The following is a 17,109-nucleotide window of genomic DNA, read 5'->3' on the forward strand; positions in this document are numbered from 1 at the left end:
GAAATACGCTCTTAACGCGTCACTTCATCGAACGCCGCCAGCAAGCGCTCGACATCGGCGGCGTGAATGTCGCCCATCGTCGAAATGCGGAACAGTTCCGCCGACAAGCCGCCCTGCCCCGCATAGATCACGAAGCCGCGCGCCTTGAGCCCGTCATGCAGCAACGGATAATCGACGCCCGCGGGCAAGCGGAAAGCGCGCAGCACCACTGACGATTCGTCCTTCGGCAGCACGCACTCCATGCCGCGCGCGGCGAGCCCCGCGCGCACCTGCCCGGAAAGCGCTGCATAGCGCGCGTGACGCGCCTGCCAGCCGCCTTCGTCGGCGAGTTCGCGCAGCGCCTCGACGAGCGCGTAATACGCATGCACGGAAGGCGTGAACGGCGTATTGCGCTGATCCTGCAGCGTGGCAAGACGCTTGAGGTCGAGATAGTACGCGCGGCTATGCGCTTGCGCGAGCGTGGCGCGGCGCACCACCACGAAGGCCGCGCCCGGCACGCCGTGCAGGCACTTGTTCGCCGTCGCCGCCACCGCCGCAATGCTCGCGTCGCCGAAATCGATCGCTTCGGAACCGAAGCTGCTCACGCCGTCCACGAGCATCTGCACGCCGCGCTCGCGACACGCCTCGCCCAGTGCGCGCAGATCGTTCAGGCGGCCCGTGGTCGTTTCGTGATGAATGATCGCGACGTGCGTGACCAACTTGTCGGCGTCGAGCGCGGCCGTGATGCGCGCGAGGTCCGGCGCCTGCATCCAGTCGTGCTTGACGACCTCATGCGCGATGCCGTACTGCTTCGCGATCGCGGTGATGCGCTCGCCATACACGCCGTTCTCGACGATCAGCAGCTTGCCGTTCGCAGGTACGAGCGTCGAGATCATGCTTTCGACCGCAGCCGTGCCGGAGCCCGTCATGAGCACGGCCTGCCATTGCGCGGGGTCGAGATCGTAGACGCCCACGAGGCGCGTGCGCGCCTCTTCCTGCACGTCGAAGAACTCGCTTTCGCGATGGCACAGGTCTTCCTGGAGGAGGCTCTGGCGCACGCGTTCGGTGAGCGTGACCGGGCCGGGATTGAGCAGCAGCATCGGTAGTTCCTTATTTAGCTGACGTGTCGACAGCGGCGCCGATGTGGCGCATGAGGCGCGTCTTGACATCGGGCGGCGTGATCGTAGGGCGCGGCAGGCCGTCGGGCGTGCCGCGGCGAATCGTCAGGCGTACGAAGCGCGTACCTTCGACACCCGAAGCGCTCATCGCGCGTTCGCGCGCGGCGGCGAGCACGCTGTCGAGCATGGCGAGATCGTCGCCTTCCACGGCGTCGGCGTAACCGCACGCGGCGGCCACGTTGGCGAACGACACCTGCCCCGACACGGTGGCCTGGCCACCCGTCGAATCGTGCGCGCCGTTGTCGAGCAGCACGTGTGTGAGGTTCGCGGGGCCATAGGCGCCGAGCGTGGCGAACACGCCCATGCGCATGAGCGCCGCGCCGTCGCCATCGAGCGCGACCACGTTCAGGTCGGGCCGCGCAAGCGCGATGCCGAGCGCGAACGGCGTGACGCAGCCCATCGAGCCCACCATGTAGAGCTGGTTCGAGCGGTCGTCGAGCGCGTAGAGTTCGCGGCCGCAGAAACCCGTCGAGGCGACGACCACCGTCGACTCGGCAGGCGTCGCGGCGATCACGCGCTCGAGCGCCTGCTGGCGCGAGGGCAGTTGATCAGGAGTCCGTCCGCTCCATTTGGCCTGCGCGACGCTCAGCGCGTGCTTTGCCGGCATCGCGCCGCCGCCCGTGAGTTCGTATGGCGCCACGCTGCCCTTCTGCATGACGAGCGCGTACGGGCGGCCCGTTTCGTCCATGTGCTTGACGGCCCGATCGAGCGCCGCCGCAATCTGATCGGCTTCCGTGGGGAACGTCTCCCACGGAATTTCCATCGTTTCCAGCATCTGCGGCGTGACCGGGCCCATCAGCGCGTGCTGCGGCTCGTCGGCCACGCCTGGCTGGCCGCGCCACGTCACGATCAGCAGTTGCGGCAGGCGGAACGTCCACGTAAGCGACGTGAGCGGGCTCACGGCGTTGCCGAGGCCCGAATTCTGCATCATCGTGACGCCGCGCTTGCCCGCGAGCGCCACGCCCGCGATGACCGCGACCGCGTCGCCTTCGTTGGCCGCGCTCACGTAGTGCAGCGAGTCGTCCTGCAGCACGTAGTTGATGAAGGGCGTGAGGTACGAGCACGGCACGCCGGCATACCACTCGAAGCCGCGCGAGCGCGCCGCTTCGACAAACTGTGCGGCTTCGATCATGCCTGGCCCTCCGCGCCCAGCGGCGTTTGCGCGTGCGTATAGACGCCCTGAGCGAAATCTCCTGCCCGGCGGAAGTCTTCGAGGTCGTTCACGCCGCGCCAGTGGCCGTGCACGTATTGCACTTCGATTTTCTCGCCATCTGCGATCAGCGCGTTGAGCAGCGCCGGCATGTCGAGCGTGTCGAAGTCGGCGCGCGTTTGCAGTTGTGCGAGCTTCTTCGCGAGCTTCGCGCGCCCCGCGCCGCGCACGTTCACGAGGCCAATCCAGCGGCCATGCGGGGCCGCGCCGTTCGCGGCCGGATCGCTCGCCACACGGTCGAGGGACACCTTGTTGCCGAACAGATCGCGCTCGTCGGCGGCCGAGCACCATGCGAAGTCGCGCGTGCTGCTGTTCTCCGACTCGGGCGACGAATCCACCACCACGCTGAAGTCCGCTTCGCTTTCCACGAGATCGCGCAGGATGTAGCTGCGGAACACCAGGTCGCCGTACGAGATCACCGTGTCGTTTTCGAGCGCGCGAACCGCGCACGCGAGCGAAGCGAGCTCGTTCGTCTGCGCGAAGCGCTCGTTGCGCACGAGCTTGATGCCCGCCGTGTCGATGGCTTCGGCCTTGTAGCCGCCCACCACTGTGATGTCGTTGACCGACTGCTTCTTGAACGCATCGACGAGCCAGCGCAGGAGCGGCTTGCCCGCAACCGGCAGCATCACCTTGGGCTTGTCTTCGGTGTAGACGTCGAGACCCGAGCCGCGGCTCGCGGCCAGCACGATCGCCGAGCCTGCGCCGCGCGACGTAGCCGAAAGGTAGCGGTCCTCGGCTTGCGAGTATTCGTCGGCGTCCTGCAGACGGAAAATTTCGTTAACCGTAGCAATGCGGTCTTCGACGTCGACGAGCGTTTGCGTGTCGTAAATCGTTTTGGTGACAGACTGCATGGCCGAAACGGCCGCGCGGATCTGGTGGTTCGCCCAGATCACCGTGCTGATGCCCGCCTTGCGGAACACGTCGGTCGGGGTGCTGTAGTACTTGGTCGGCACGATCACGAGCGGGCCGCGGCCCGCCCACTCGCGCGCGAACGTGAGTATCTCGTCAGGCTTCGAGAGCTTGCTGTGGATGAGGATCGCATCCGCGCCGGCCAGGCGGTACGCCTCGGCGCGCTTTAGCGCTTCGTCCATGCCCCAGCCCGCGATCAGCGCCTCGACGCGCGCGACGATCGAGAAGTGCTCGTCAGTCTGCGAGTCCTTGCCGGCCTTGATCTTGCCGCAGAACTCGTCGATGTCGGCGAGCGGCTGCGCCTCGCCCTTGATGAAGCTGTTGGTCTTCGGGAACTGCTTGTCTTCGATGCACACGCCCGCAATGCCGCGCTGCTCCAGCTTGCGCACGAGACGGCGCACGTTGTTGAAGTTGCCGTAGCCGGTGTCGCCGTCGAGCAGGATGGGCAGGTCGCTCGCGTCGGCCATGAATTCGAGGTTGTCGACCACCTGGGTCCAGCTCGCCTCGTTGTTGTCGCGCACGCCGAACTGCGCGGAGATCGAGAGGCCCGAGCCCCAGATCGCCTTGAAGCCCGCTTCGCGCGCAATGCGTGCGGAAAGGCCGTTGTGCGCTTCCATCAGGAATTCGAGTTCGTTGCTGGTCAGCATCTGGCGCAGCCGCGCGCTGCGCGATGTGGCAATAGCGGCGGGGACCAGGGCGGGTTCGCGTGCGTTCATTCTTGTTGCTCCAGTGGACGTCATGAGGGCGGCAGCGGGAACTGCGCCGTGTGCGTCGCATCGTTGGGAAAGGTCCTTCATCCCGGCGTCATCGCGGGCCTCGAAGTCCGGCCGGCCGGGGGCAAAGTCGCGACTATAACGGAAATGATTCCTATCCGCAGTCGATCACCGCAGAGAGTGGCAAATCATGGAGTTACAGTGAAATTTGTGGCTTTTGTCGGCGCGTTCGCAGGTGTTTCAGCGTCGCGTCATATGATCCAGATCAAAGATCTCTGTTTTGTATGAAGAAAATCTGCCTAAGCAGGGTTCCCCCTGGGTCTCGCGCACGTTTGCGTGGGCCGTAAACACACTCTGGCGGCAACGTATCGCCAGTCGAACCGATCCTGCCCTGTGAAATACCCGACCGACCATGCAGACCATGACCCTCAACAAGAAGCTCCGCTCGATGATCGCGATCCTCTGGATCGGCCTGCTGTTGATCGTCGCCTTTGGCGCCTGGCAAAGCCGCGAGTCGATGATCCGCGAGCGGCGCGCGCAGCTCACCACGCTCGTCGACGAAGCGATGAGCATCGCCAACTACTACTACGGCCTCTCGCAACGCAACGTCATGCCCGAAGCCGACGCCCAGAAGCAGGCGCTCACCGTGATCGGCTCGATCCGCTACAGCACCGACGGCTATCTGAGCATCAACAACTCGCAGTCGGTCATGCTGATGCATCCGATCAAGCCCGAGCTCGACGGCAAGAACCTGAGCGACTTCACCGACCCCGCGGGCACTCACGTGTTCACCGGTCTCGTGAATGCCGCGAGCGGCCCGAACGGCGGCTTCCTCGACTACCTCTGGGCCAAGCCGGGCCACAGCGAACCCGTTCCCAAGCTGAGCTTCGGCCACCGCTTCGTGCCGTGGGACTGGGTGATCGTAACGGGCATGTACATGGACGACGTGCGCGCCGAGTTCTACGACAGCCTGCTGCGCTGGCTCGGCGTGACCTTCCTGCTGGGCGGCGCCGCCACCGCCGTGATGGTGCTCGTGGTGCGCAGCGTGCGCAGCAGTATCGGCGGCGAACTGGAAGGCGCGGTGGACGCGGCCAACCGCATCGCCGAGGGGGACCTCACCTTGCGCCTGCAGGTGCAGGGCACGAACGAGACCAGCCTGATGCGTGCGCTCGCCACGATGCAGACGGCGCTCGTGCAAACCGTCTCGCGCGTGCGCAGCGGCGCGGAAAACATCAACGTGGGCGCGAACGAGATTGCGGCCGGCAACACGGATCTCTCGCAGCGCACCGAGGAACAGGCGGCGGCGCTGGTGCAGACCGCGTCGAGCATGGATCAGATGACGGCCAACGTGCGCCAGAACGCGGATAGCGCCCAGCATGCGGCATCGCTCGCGAGCCAGGCCGCCGACGTCGCGACGCGCGGCAGCGCCGTAGTCGACGACGTCGTGCGCACCATGGGCGACATCACGACGAGCTCGCAGCAGATCGGCGACATCATCGGCGTGATCGACGGCATTGCATTCCAGACCAATATCCTCGCCTTGAACGCGGCCGTGGAAGCGGCACGCGCGGGCGAACAGGGCCGCGGCTTCGCAGTGGTAGCCGCCGAAGTGCGCAGCCTCGCGCAGCGCTCCGCCACCGCTGCGAAGGAAATCAAGGCGCTGATCGAAAAGTCGACCGGCACCGTGACCGAAGGCCAGCACCTCGTGACCAACGCAGGCTCGACGATGACCGAGATCGTGCAGTCGGTGCGACGCGTGCACGAGATCCTCGAAGAGATCAGCAACGCTTCGCGCGAGCAGAGCGCCGGCATCGAACAGGTCAATCGCGCCGTGGGCGAGATGGATCAGGTGACGCAGCAGAACGCGGCGCTCGTGGAACAGGCCGCTGCCGCCGCCCACTCGCTCAAGGATCAGGTGAGCGGGCTGCGCGAGTCGATCGCGAGCTTCCGCTTGCCCGCGCACGCGTAACGTTGTCGCCATACCGGCTCTCCGCCGGTTTGCTTATCTTCCCGCCGGGCCGCGTTCGCGGCCCGCTTCGCTTGGCGCCTCTCCCGCTCCCCTGCACCGCTCGCGCCGCATGACGGCGTGCCACGCGCGCACAATTGCCTTGCGGCTGTGCGCACCCATCATTTCAATTAAATTACATCATGTTTACAATGTGACTCTGCCCCCGCCATCCTGCCTTACTGATGATCCGTTCCAGGAAACCGCCGCGCGACCCGCACGCAGCCGCGACCCGTCACCCGATGCTTGCGCCGCGCCTGCCCGCGTGGCGTTCGAAGCTCATCGTGTTCATTACGTTCGCGGCCTTTGCGGCGCTGGCCGGGCGCGCGTTCTGGATTCAGGTCGCCAATCACGGCTTTTACGTCAAGCAGGGCCAAAAGCGCTACCAGCGCACGCTGGAACTCGACGCAGTGCGCGGGCGCATCGTCGACCGCAACGGCGCACTGCTGGCCGTGAGCCTCGCGAGCTTCGAAGTCTGGGTGAATCCGCGGCTCCTCGACGCCGCCGCGCACGCGCCGCTTGCGCGCCTGCTCGACATGCCGCTCGCGGAACTCGAGCGGCGCGTCGCCGGCGACCGCTCCTTCGTGCTGCTCAAGCGCCAGGTGGACGCCGAAGCCGCCGCGCACATCGACGAGATGGGCGCGGGCGGCCTCACCCTGATCGCCGACTCGAAGCGCTATTACCCCGAAGGCGAATCGGCCGCGCACGTGGTGGGCTTCACCGACATCGAAGACGCCGGCCAGGAAGGCGTCGAGCTTGCCGCGAACGCGCGCCTGCGCGGCACGCCGGGCCAGCGCGAGGTGATCCGCGACCGGCTCGGGCGCGTCATTTCCGAGCCGAGCGAGCGCGTGCAGCCGCGCAACGGCGACACCGTGCAGCTCACCATCGACCGCCGCGTGCAGCAGCTCGCGTATACGCAACTCAGGGCCGCCGTGGCGAAGAATCATGCGGAAGCGGGCAGCGTCGTCGTGCTCGACGCCCAGAATGGCGAAATCCTCGCGCTCGCGAACTGGCCGTCGTTCGACCCGAACGACCGCACGCGGCTCACGGGCAAGCAGTTGCGCAACCGCGCCGTGGTCGACACGTTCGAGCCCGGCTCGACCATCAAGCCCGTGGTCGTTTCGCTGGCGATGGACCTGCACAAGGTCAACGCGAACACGATCATCGACACCGCGCCGGGCACATACCGCATCGGCCCCGCGACGATTCACGACACCTCGAATCACGGCCGCATGACCGTGGCGGAGGCGATCCAGAAGTCGAGCAACATCGCACTCGCCAAGCTCGCGCTGAATCTGCCCGCGCAAACGATCTGGGACAAGTATCAGGAGTACGGGCTCGGGCAGAGGCCCGGCGTCACCTTCCCGGGCGCAGCGCCTGGCCGCGTGCGGCCGTGGGCGCGCTGGCGTCCCATCGAGCAGGCGACAATGGCATACGGCTACGGCCTGTCCACTTCGCTTTTGCAGATGGCGCAGATCTACACGGCCTACGCCGGCGACGGCACGCTGCATCCGGCGGCCCTCCTGCGCGATGCGTCAGGCGGCGCGGGCGGCGCTTCCGCGTCGGCGGCGCGCGCGGTCACGACGCCGGCCACGGCTACCGCGATGCGCAAGATGCTGGAAATGGCGACGAGCGACGGCGGCACCGGGCGCGCCGCCAATGTGGAAGGCTATCGGGTGGGCGGCAAGACCGGCACCGCGCGCAAGCAGGTCGGCGCGGGCTACGCGAAGAACCGCTATCGGGCGCTCTTCGTCGGCATGGCGCCGATGAGCGCGCCGCGCGTGATCGTCGCGGTCATGATCGACGATCCGGCGGGCAAGGCGTTCTATGGCGGCACGGTCGCGGGGCCGGTGTTCTCGGGCGTGACGGCCGGCACGCTCCAGTTGCTCGGCGTGCCGCCCGATGTCGCGGCCGGGCCCGAGAGCGCCAAGGGTGCCAGCGGCACCAAGGTCGGCTCAGGGCGCGGTTAGCACCGCCATCAATGATGGCGATACGCGGGCGGCGGCTCGCTGCCGGACACGGCGGCGGGCGCGCCCGCTTCTGCATTGGGCGCGGGCGGTGCGCCGTAGCCCGATTGCGCGACCTGCTCCTGCGCCAGGCGCGCTTCGTTGGCGCGCTTTTCGGCGAGCCGGCGCATGGCGCTCTGCACATCTTCCGGATACGTGGCGTCGTTCGCCGAAGCCGGGTTGTAGCCCACCGACTCCAGATCGACCAATTCCTGAAGCACCTGGGCGCGCGTCACCGGGCCGTTGTGTGTGCCGGCGAATTGGGCAAACGAGACCGCCGGAACGATCGCCATCATCGACACCAGCGCCGCGCGCAGCATTGCGTTTTTCACCATGCTCTCCGTATGAATTCGATGAGCAAAGTCTACGCAGCGCGGCCACGCGTAAAAACCGGCTCGCGAGGGAGAGAGTCTTCTATTCCTCGCAAGATTGATAAGGAGTTCTGCGATCCTCAGATCTGGTCGCGGCCAAACGCGCGCAGCCCGTCGAGATCGAGCACGTCCACGCGGTTATACGAGAGCGCGACGAGCCCCTGGCGCTCGAGCGTCTGCAGGGCCTGATTGATCCGTTGACGCGACGCGCCCGCCAGCATGCCGATCTCCTCCTGCGAGATGTCGAGCGCACGACCCGTCTCGGGGTAGAGATCGGGATTGAACATCTGCGCGAGCGACTGCGCGACGCGCGCATCCACGTCGAGCAAGCGGCTGTTCTGGATCAACGCGATGAACTCCCCCATGCGGTTGTTGAGCTGATGGATCACGAAGCCGTTGAACGGCAGGCTGCAGTCCATGAGCCGGTGGAACGTCTCGGTGGCGACGGCCATGACGAGCGACGGCTGCAGCGCGATCACGTCGTACTTGCGCGGTTCGCGCTTGATCACGCTCCCCTCGCCGAACCAGCCGCCGTGGGGCACGCCCGAAAAGGTGCAGCCGCGCCCCGAAGCATTGAAGATCGCCAGCTTCACGAGGCCGGAACTCACGCCGAGCCACCAGTCCGAGGGCGCTTCGCGCGCGGCGACGATCGCGCCCGCGGCATAGCCCTGCGCATGCGAGGACGCGAGCACCCACTCGCGATGCTCGGGCGCAAGCGCGCGGAACCACGCGCAGCGCTCGAACAGCGCGGCCAGACGCGCGGCGTCGGCGGCGTCGATGCGCTCGCCTTCGCGCCATGATTCGCGGGCGGGCGGGGTCCCGTCCGGGGGCATAATGGATTGCGACATCGCGCTTTCCTGGGTTAGGTCAATCTTTGGGTCGATCTTGCCGGGCGGACCGTGCGTCGCGGCCCGCTCTGTCGCGCCGGCGACAGACTGGCGAGCGCGGCCCTGCTACGGTAGCGCGAATCATATCGACAAACCAATAACCGTTCGGAGACACCGCCATGTTGCACCCCTACGAAGAAGGGCTCGCGCAACGCGAAGCCAACTATGTGCCGCTCACGCCGATCGATTTCATCGCCCGCGCCGCCGAAGTCTATGGCGACCGCGTGGCCGTCGTCCACGGCGACATACGCCGCAACTGGCGCGAAACCTATGCGCGCACGCGGCGGCTCGCGAGCGCCCTCGCGCAGGCGGGCATCGGCCGCGGCGACACGGTGGCGGCGCTGCTGCCCAACATCCCCGCGATGGTCGAGGCGCACTTCGGCGTGCCCATGCTCGGCGCGGTGCTCAACACGCTCAACACGCGACTCGATGTCGCAACCATGCTGTTCATGCTGCGCCATGGCGAAGCGAAGGCGTTGATCGTCGATACCGAATTCGCGGCGCTCGCGCAGCGCGCGGCGCTCGAATTCCCCAACCTCAGGATCATCAGCGTGGCCGACATCGCGGCCGCCGACCCCGAGTGCTTCCCGCGTGCAACCGACTACGAGGCGTTCCTCGAACAAGGCGATCCCGAGTTCGCCTGGGAGCCGCCGCGCGACGAATGGGACGCCATTGCGCTGAACTACACCTCGGGCACGACGGGCGACCCCAAGGGCGTGGTCTATCACCATCGCGGCGCGTACCTCAACGCGGTGAGCAACATCCTCGAATGGGACATGCCCAAGCACGCCGCGTATCTCTGGACGCTGCCGCTCTTTCACTGCAACGGCTGGTGCTTTGCGTGGACCGTCGCCGCGCGCGCGGGCGTGAACGTGTGCCTGCGCAAGTTCGACGCGAAGCTCGTGTTCGACCTCATTCGCAGCGAGCGCGTCACGCACTATTGCGGCGCGCCCATCGTGCAGGGCGCGCTCGCCGACGCTCCCGCAGCCTATCGCGAAGGCATCACTCACACGGTGCACACGATGGTGGCCGGCGCGCCGCCCGCGCCGGCCGTGATCGCGAAGATGAAGGCGATCGGCATCGAACTCACGCATGTCTATGGCCTGACCGAGGTGTACGGCCCCGCTGCCGTGTGCGCGGTGCAGGCGCGCTGGCAGACGCTGCCCGACGAGGAGCAGGCGCGCCTCACCGCACGTCAGGGCGTGCGCTATCACCTGCAAAGCGGCGTGAGCGTGCGCAATGCGCAGACGATGAAACCCGTGCCCGCCGACGGCGAAACGCTCGGCGAGATCATGTTCCGCGGCAACATCTGCATGAAGGGCTATTTGAAGAACGAGCGCGCGACGGAAGAAGCGTTCCGCGGCGGCTGGTTCCACACGGGCGACCTCGGCGTGATGACGCCCGACGGCTACGTGCGCATTACCGACCGCAGCAAGGACATCATCATCTCGGGCGGCGAGAACATTTCGAGCATCGAGGTGGAAGACACGCTGTATCGCCATCCGGCCGTCGCGCTCGCCGCCGTCGTGGCGATGCCCGACCCGAAGTGGGGCGAAGTGCCTTGCGCGTTCGTCGAACTGCGGCCCGGCGCGAGCGCCACGGCCGAGGAAATCATCGCGCACTGCCGGCTCTTTCTCGCGCACTTCAAGGTGCCGCGCGCCGTGCGATTCGGCGAACTGCCGCGCACGGCCACGGGCAAGATCCAGAAATATGAGTTGCGCGCGCAACTAGGTTCGCAAAGCGCAATCGACGTCGCTGGCGCACAACCCGCGCGGAAAACACCCCGGTAAGAACGACAGCGGGACCTGCTGGCCGGTACAAGTGACGCATTCGGGCGGGCAGCGCCGCCCGAATGTAACGTCAGTTGACAACACGACCCCCTATGGCTTGTTCCCGATTGTCAGGCGTGACGCTTAATCCTTTTTGCATCAAGGGCCGACTGTCAAACCGGCCTTTCTCGCATGAAGAATCGTATGAAACGAAAGCTTACAAGTGGTCACGTATTCCTCCGCTTCGGGCCGATAAGCTTTGAACCGTGGTCGCAACACAAAGGCATTCCGGTGCCACGTGACAGACGACGCAACCAAAGAAGAGGTAACTCATGAATACGAAGAGCTGGAAGACCCCCGCCCGCGCCATCGCCGCAGCACTGATCGCCGGCGGCGCACTGATGGGCGCATCGAGCGCCTTCGCTCAATCCGGCCCGTATGGGCTGCGTGCCGAATCGGCGCCGCAATACGGTCAACCGCACATCATGCCGGTGGACGCGCACGTCTCGATCGGCTGGCACGAAAACCGTTACTACGACGGCCACCGTTATTGGGAACACGACGAGTGGATGCACCATCACCCCCACGATCCGGGTCCCCAGCACTACCGCGACGACGACCGTCGTCCGCCGCCCCCGCCGCGTTACTGATCCGCATGACGTACGCGTGATCCAGGCGCCGTCTTCTCCGGAGGCGCCTGAAGCGGCACACCGAGGCCGGTCTTCCCCAGGGGAGACCGGCCTCGGCGCATTTCGGGGCCTTACTTCGCCATGTGCGTGCGAGCGCACGGATATCGTTCGACCTGCGAATCAATTCTACCGCGATGCCCGCCACACGGCGGATCCGGCCTGCCGCGCCGCGCGCCGGGCGCGGCCAGAAAGGCAGACGTCAGTAATTGCAGGTAATGAGGAAGTGTTGCCGGCCATACGGCCCGCGGGTAACGTTGATGGGCGTTTCGTTCCCCGGAGCGCACGGTGTATTCTCATTGCCCGGCCAGAGATGGCCGGGATTTTTTTTGCGCGCGAATGAGAACACTAGCGCCCTTCGAGCGCCAGGCGCACCAGGTTTTTTTTCCGATTGCGGACGCAATTTTGCGGACGTAAGGTGGGATTGCCTCTTGAGAACAGGCGAGCCTTGTGACCCCTGGTCGTGACACCCGTCCGACCGGGGATTTTTTTGGCTTCTGTGCTTTGGAGCATCGCGTCTGCCGCAACGGTGCAGCGGCGCCGCGAGAGAAAGAACTATGACGGATCACCGAATGAGGAGTTCGGCTTCGCTCCAGCCAGAGCTAGATCCGTCATGCCGTGCATTATCCGGGCTGAAGGCCGGGGCGTCACTAGCGTCTCGCGCAAAGCACCATTACATAAACTGGCAAAATTTGGGGACGGACGTCGAAAGCCGGCCTGTGCGCATCGGTTAACATGGTGATTTCGCCTGCAGTGCCCACCCGCTTGTGCCAACTTTCACGCTCGCCCATCCCGTCACCGCGGAACTCGAGATCCGCAAGAGCCGCTTCATCGCGCACGCCATTCCTGTAGCCGACCGCGAAGCGGCCATGGCTGAAATCCGCCGTCTGCGCGACGAACATCCCACCGCCACGCACGTTTGCTGGGCGCTGCTCGCGGGCGGCCAGTCCGGCATGTCCGACGACGGCGAACCCTCCGGCACCGCCGGGCGCCCGATCCTCGAAGTGCTGCGCCATCATGACCTCGATGGCGTGCTCGCAGCCGTGGTGCGCTACTACGGCGGCGTGAAACTCGGCGCGGGCGGCCTCGTGCGCGCCTATACCGACGCCATTGCCAGCGCCTTGCATGGGGCCGAACGCGTCGAGCGCATCGCGCAGGCGCGCCTCACCGTCGAACTCGGCTATCCCGACGAAACCCGCGTGCGCCACTGGATCGACCAGCAGCAGTTCACGCTCGTGGAAAGCCAGTACGCCATGACGGTCCGCCTCACGATCCAGTTGCCCGCCACCGCCGTGGACGCCGCGCGCAACACGCTGACCGACCTCACGCAGGGCCGCTCGGGCTTCCCCGAGCACGTCTGAAGCGGGCGGCCGGCTGCCCGGGCAGTGCAAGTCGCGCACTTTTCAAAATCTTTTCATTTCTTTCATCAAGTTTCATGAAAGCTTGTCGTAATGAAAGCATGGCCGCGCACTCGCGCGTTCCGTCGACTCGACGCACCAGGACGAACGGACTTCTTTCATGGCAAGCACGATCACGAACACCACGACCGCCAGCGCGAACAGCGCGCTGAGCGACGCCGCCCAGTCGATCATCAGCGGCGCGACCAACTCCTCGCTCGACGTCAATCAGCTCGTCAAGGCGCTCGTCAACGCAAAGATCGCGGGACCAAGCGCCATCCTCAGCGCGAAGCAGACCGCCAGCAACACGACGCTATCGGCGCTCGGCACGCTGAAGTCGGCGCTCGCTGCGCTCCAGACCGCACTCGAGCCGTTCAAGGACGGCGCCGCGCTGCAACGCTTCACCGCCACGACGAGCGAGAAGGACAAGGGCTTGAGCGCGGTGGCCGGCAAAAACGCCGTGGCGAGCAGCTTCACGGTCGAAGTCGATCGCCTGGCGACGGCGCACAAGCTCTCCACGGACAGCTTCGACACCGGCGAGACGCTCGGCGAAGGCAGCCTCGACATCTCGATGGGCGGCAAGTCCATGCATCTGACGATCGCCGCAGGCAGCAACAAGCTCACCGACGTCGTCGCGGCGATCAACCGGGCGAAGGACAACCCCGGCGTCACGGCTTCGATCGTCAACGGCGCCGACGGTCAGCACCTCGTGCTGACCGCGAACAAGACCGGCGCGGCCAACGCGATCGACGTGCAAGCGGGCCCGGGCCTCGATGCGCGCCTCGCTTCCTCGCAGATGCGCGAAGTCGAGGCAGCCGGCGACGCCGGGCTGCGCATAGACGGCACGCGCGTCACGAGCGCAAGCAACACGGTCGAAGGCGTGGTGAGCGACATCACGATCAGGCTCGCAAGCGCCTCGGTGGACACGAAGCAAACGCTCACCATCGCCCCCGACACCGAAGCGACGGGCACCTCCATCCGCGACTTCGTGAAGGCGTACAACAGCTATGTGGATGGACTGAACGGGCTGACCTCCTACACGGCCGCGACCGGTTCGACGAGCGCGCAAGCGGGCGCCCTGCTCGGCGACTCGATCGCGCGCACCCTCGCGGCGAGTCTGCCAGCGGTCGTTTCGGCGGGCGTGAAGGGCAGCGACGGCGTGACCCATTCGCTGGGCGAGATCGGCATCAAGCTCGACAAGAGCGGCAAGCTTCAGATCGACGACGAGACGTTCAAGAAGGCGCTGCAGCCGGGCAACAGTGCGATTGCGGCGCTGTTCGGCAGCGGCGGCATGACTGCGAAACTCAACAGCGCCGTTACGCCCTACGTGCAGTCGAGCGGCATCATCGAGCGGCGCAGCACGGCCATCAACAAGGAGCTCGACGACATCAAAAAGCAGTCGTCGATGCTCGATGTGCGCGCAACCCAGCTCACCGCGAAATTCAACCGCCAGTTCACCGCGCTCAATAACCTCATGTCGATCATGAACAACAACCAGCAATATCTGACACAGCTCTTTGGCGGCGCAAACAGCGCGGGCGCCCTCGCGACGAACCACAAATGACGCGTGAATACGCAGGGCTCGACGCTAGCAAACGTCGACGACAGACAAAAAAAAGGCCGCCGAACGAATCGGCGGCCAACAGGGGACGTGAAGAACAACCGCGAATCGAACTATCGAATCGACCCGACCGCTCCATCATGGCGAGCGAAAATTAAGACAAACTTAAACGCGCGCAAAAAACGATCGGGAATTCCGGCGCGATAGCGCGCAGGCAAATGAAAGAACGCGTAATAATGGGCTGGCTATACTTAATCTGGTCCAGGCCGCTCATTCATTCGAGCCCGTATGACCGACTTCTACCCAACCCGGAAGAGCCGCCATGTTTGATCGACTGCATCGATTTATCGAAGGCGCAGGTCCCGAGCGGCGCCATCGCGTCTGGAGCAAGCTGCGCATTTTCGTGGCCGCAATGGGCACGCTCGGCTCGGCCGCCGGCATCGCCATCGCGGTGGTCGGCCTCATCAACTTCGACCACCAGAAGGTGATTGCCGGCGTGGCAGTCATCATCGTCTGCACGGCGATCTACGTGTCGATCCTCGTGCGCGACCGCAATCGCGCCGACTAGCCACGCCGCCCTGGCGTCACTGCCTCACTGCAAGTTCTGGCCGTCGCGCGTGACATGCACGGCGGTCGCGCCCACATAGTCGGCGCGAATGCTGTCGCCCACCTTGATCGATTCGAGCGGCACGTCCGGCGGCGCCACCACCACGACCGTGCGGTTCGGTCCGCGCAACGCGACCTTGCGGCTCTTGCGGTCGATCTTCTCTACCGTCGCGATCACCTGCACGCTGCGCGCCGTCGCCGTCATGCCACCGGAAGCGGGCGTGGTCGCGACCGTATCGACGCGCGAGCGTATGCCCCTCGTGGCCATCTTTTCGGCGCGCAGCAGCAACGCCTCCTTGTAGAGGATGTTCACATGATCGCCGGGCTTGAGCTTGCTCACGTCGCCGACTGCCGGATCGACGGCGACCGTCACCAGGTTGCGTCGCGCGCCGCGCAGCGTGACCGAATTGGTGGCGGCGTCGATGCTCACGACCGTCGCCGTGGTCTGCACCTCGCCGATCTGCAGCGCGGCGTTGGGCGCACTGTCAGGCGCGGCATCGGACGCCGTCTGCGCAAACAGCGGCACCTGCGGCGACGCGCCGAGGGCAAGCACGAGTATGGCGCCGAGCAGCGGCGCGGAAGAACGATAGCGCGTGGACATGTAGCCTCCTTGTGTGGATCGTGAATGGCAAGAGAGCGGCATGGCGCCGCTCTCACGGGTCAAGCGCTGTTCATGCAGGCTTCTTCGGCCGCACAGCGCAGGTAATGGGCATACACACGCTCGCGTTCCTCGTTGGCGAGCTGACGCTTTTCGGCAAGCCGCAGCATGCGATGCCGGTCCGCGCCGAGCGTTTCGTAGTAGCGCTCGGTATGCAGGCGCTTGAAGCGCGTATAGAAGTCCGGGCCGGGCAGGCCCGAATCGGTCGAGAGCAGCGAGGCATAGTCGGCCTCGCGCGGCTCGCACAACGCGGCCGCCGCCGCCTCGAGCTTTTCGTAACGCACCCGCAACGGCACCTCGCCCGCGAACAGGGCATGAAACGCACCGTACGGCACGAGTGAGCGCCGGCTCGCAGCGCGGCGCAACAAACGACTTACCTTTTCATCGAGTTCTTGATTCATCCGCAGCGGCCAGAAAGCGGGCCGCCGCCCATGCCGCGCATCGTGTGACGAAAAGCGCAGACGCATTTGGCGGCCCGGCAGGATTCAGGGACCCGTTTCGATACGCGATACGCTGCGCGGCGAATCCGGCATTCTGCATTCGTTCATTCGAATCCAATCCGCATTGGAATCGATTCGAAATGTTTGCGAAAACATTCTGCACAAAAAAATCAAATCACTCCCTGAAATTGCTCCATCGCCGTCGCCACACATGCCGAGGCATGCCATTTTTTACCAGACAGCGGCCGAACACGCTAACAAACATCTAAAGGTGCGACCGCCGCTATTTAATTCATATTGGATAAGAGCGGTTCAACTCAATATATGCTGAATACCGAATTAGTCATACAAAACAATGCGGAGTGTTGCTTTCCAATCTTTGAGCAATTAAGTCAGGTTAACTGGCTGCAATGGGAGCAAACTTCCCATTGCGGGATCGGCACGAAATGGCGGCGTCCATTGTTGACCAAGGCGAGTCGGTTGTTTTTCCCATTAGTTCAGGATTATCCACAAGTCAAGCAGACTATTTTTCCGCTAGCTATACACATTCCCTACAAAAACAATTATTAATATCCGCTGCGGAACACCGAGGCGTTTCGCAACAAGCGCCCTTCACCGGGCGTCGATTTCGCCGTCCGTCATGCTCCCGCGTCACCGCACCGGCGCCGGGTCCATGGCAAGCGACAAGACCCGCTTGCAGGAAGGGTTACAGGAGCGGCACATCCGCATTGCCG

At 65.2% G+C, this 17,109-nt stretch carries 14 protein-coding genes; 7 read left to right on the plus strand and 7 right to left on the minus strand.

The window, feature by feature from the left end:
• Positions 1-11: 11 nt before the first annotated feature.
• Genes M3A49_RS04015 through aepX form a run of 3 tightly spaced genes read right to left on the minus strand, consistent with a single transcriptional unit; the run spans position 12 to position 3,992 of the window.
• Positions 12-1,079, minus strand: coding sequence for a 2-aminoethylphosphonate aminotransferase (locus M3A49_RS04015; protein WP_266227559.1), 1,068 nt, complete (start codon positions 1,077-1,079; stop codon positions 12-14).
• A gap of 10 nt (positions 1,080-1,089) precedes the next feature.
• Complete coding sequence (gene aepY, locus M3A49_RS04020; protein ID WP_266227560.1) at positions 1,090-2,289, minus strand: phosphonopyruvate decarboxylase; 1,200 nt, start codon at positions 2,287-2,289, stop codon at positions 1,090-1,092.
• Complete coding sequence (aepX, locus tag M3A49_RS04025; protein WP_266227561.1) at positions 2,286-3,992, minus strand: phosphoenolpyruvate mutase; 1,707 nt, start codon at positions 3,990-3,992, stop codon at positions 2,286-2,288. Before aepX ends, aepY begins: the two co-directional genes overlap by 4 nt.
• Before the next feature lie 418 nt (positions 3,993-4,410).
• On the opposite strand from aepX, the gene M3A49_RS04030 reads away from it, so the two are divergent.
• Positions 4,411-5,958 (plus strand): methyl-accepting chemotaxis protein, encoded by a 1,548-nt coding sequence (locus M3A49_RS04030; protein WP_266227826.1) that lies wholly within the window; start codon positions 4,411-4,413, stop codon positions 5,956-5,958.
• A gap of 221 nt (positions 5,959-6,179) precedes the next feature.
• Positions 6,180-7,964: a peptidoglycan D,D-transpeptidase FtsI family protein gene (locus M3A49_RS04035; RefSeq protein WP_266227562.1), complete on the plus strand. Its 1,785-nt coding sequence runs from the start codon at positions 6,180-6,182 to the stop codon at positions 7,962-7,964.
• 8 nt (positions 7,965-7,972) lie between these two features.
• On the opposite strand, the gene M3A49_RS04040 is transcribed toward M3A49_RS04035, so the two are convergent.
• Positions 7,973-8,335, minus strand: coding sequence for a DUF4148 domain-containing protein (locus M3A49_RS04040; protein WP_266227563.1), 363 nt, complete (start codon positions 8,333-8,335; stop codon positions 7,973-7,975).
• A 116-nt stretch (positions 8,336-8,451) separates the two neighbouring features.
• Positions 8,452-9,204 carry a Crp/Fnr family transcriptional regulator gene (locus M3A49_RS04045; protein WP_266227827.1) on the minus strand — a complete coding sequence of 251 codons (753 nt, stop codon included), beginning with the start codon at positions 9,202-9,204 and terminating at the stop codon, positions 8,452-8,454.
• A gap of 173 nt (positions 9,205-9,377) precedes the next feature.
• Between M3A49_RS04045 and M3A49_RS04050 the strand changes: the two genes are divergently transcribed.
• The 5 genes from M3A49_RS04050 (at position 9,378) to M3A49_RS04070 (ending at position 15,239) form a co-directional block, all read left to right on the plus strand.
• On the plus strand, positions 9,378-11,048 hold the full coding sequence (locus tag M3A49_RS04050; RefSeq protein ID WP_266227564.1) for an acyl-CoA synthetase: 1,671 nt from the start codon (positions 9,378-9,380) through the stop codon (positions 11,046-11,048).
• Positions 11,049-11,359: 311 nt separating this feature from the next.
• A complete protein-coding gene (locus tag M3A49_RS04055; protein WP_266227565.1) occupies positions 11,360-11,677 on the plus strand; it encodes a hypothetical protein in 318 nt (105 codons plus the stop codon).
• Positions 11,678-12,480: 803 nt separating this feature from the next.
• The gene (locus M3A49_RS04060; RefSeq protein WP_266227566.1) at positions 12,481-13,074 is read left to right on the plus strand and encodes an IMPACT family protein; all 594 of its coding nucleotides are present in this window, start codon (positions 12,481-12,483) and stop codon (positions 13,072-13,074) included.
• A 157-nt stretch (positions 13,075-13,231) separates the two neighbouring features.
• The gene (gene fliD, locus M3A49_RS04065) at positions 13,232-14,674 is read left to right on the plus strand and encodes a flagellar filament capping protein FliD (RefSeq protein WP_266227567.1); all 1,443 of its coding nucleotides are present in this window, start codon (positions 13,232-13,234) and stop codon (positions 14,672-14,674) included.
• Between the two features lie 319 nt (positions 14,675-14,993).
• Positions 14,994-15,239, plus strand: coding sequence for a DUF2964 family protein (locus tag M3A49_RS04070; protein WP_254357111.1), 246 nt, complete (start codon positions 14,994-14,996; stop codon positions 15,237-15,239).
• A 24-nt stretch (positions 15,240-15,263) separates the two neighbouring features.
• Here the strand turns inward: M3A49_RS04070 and M3A49_RS04075 are convergent, their stop codons facing one another.
• A complete protein-coding gene (locus M3A49_RS04075) occupies positions 15,264-15,878 on the minus strand; it encodes a hypothetical protein (protein WP_028202556.1) in 615 nt (204 codons plus the stop codon).
• Positions 15,879-15,937: 59 nt separating this feature from the next.
• Complete coding sequence (locus M3A49_RS04080) at positions 15,938-16,336, minus strand: hypothetical protein (RefSeq protein ID WP_266227568.1); 399 nt, start codon at positions 16,334-16,336, stop codon at positions 15,938-15,940.
• Positions 16,337-17,109: the final 773 nt, after the last annotated feature.

The organism is Paraburkholderia sp. CNPSo 3076, from assembly GCF_026343935.1.
Taxonomy (GTDB): Bacteria; Pseudomonadota; Gammaproteobacteria; order Burkholderiales; family Burkholderiaceae; genus Paraburkholderia; species Paraburkholderia nodosa.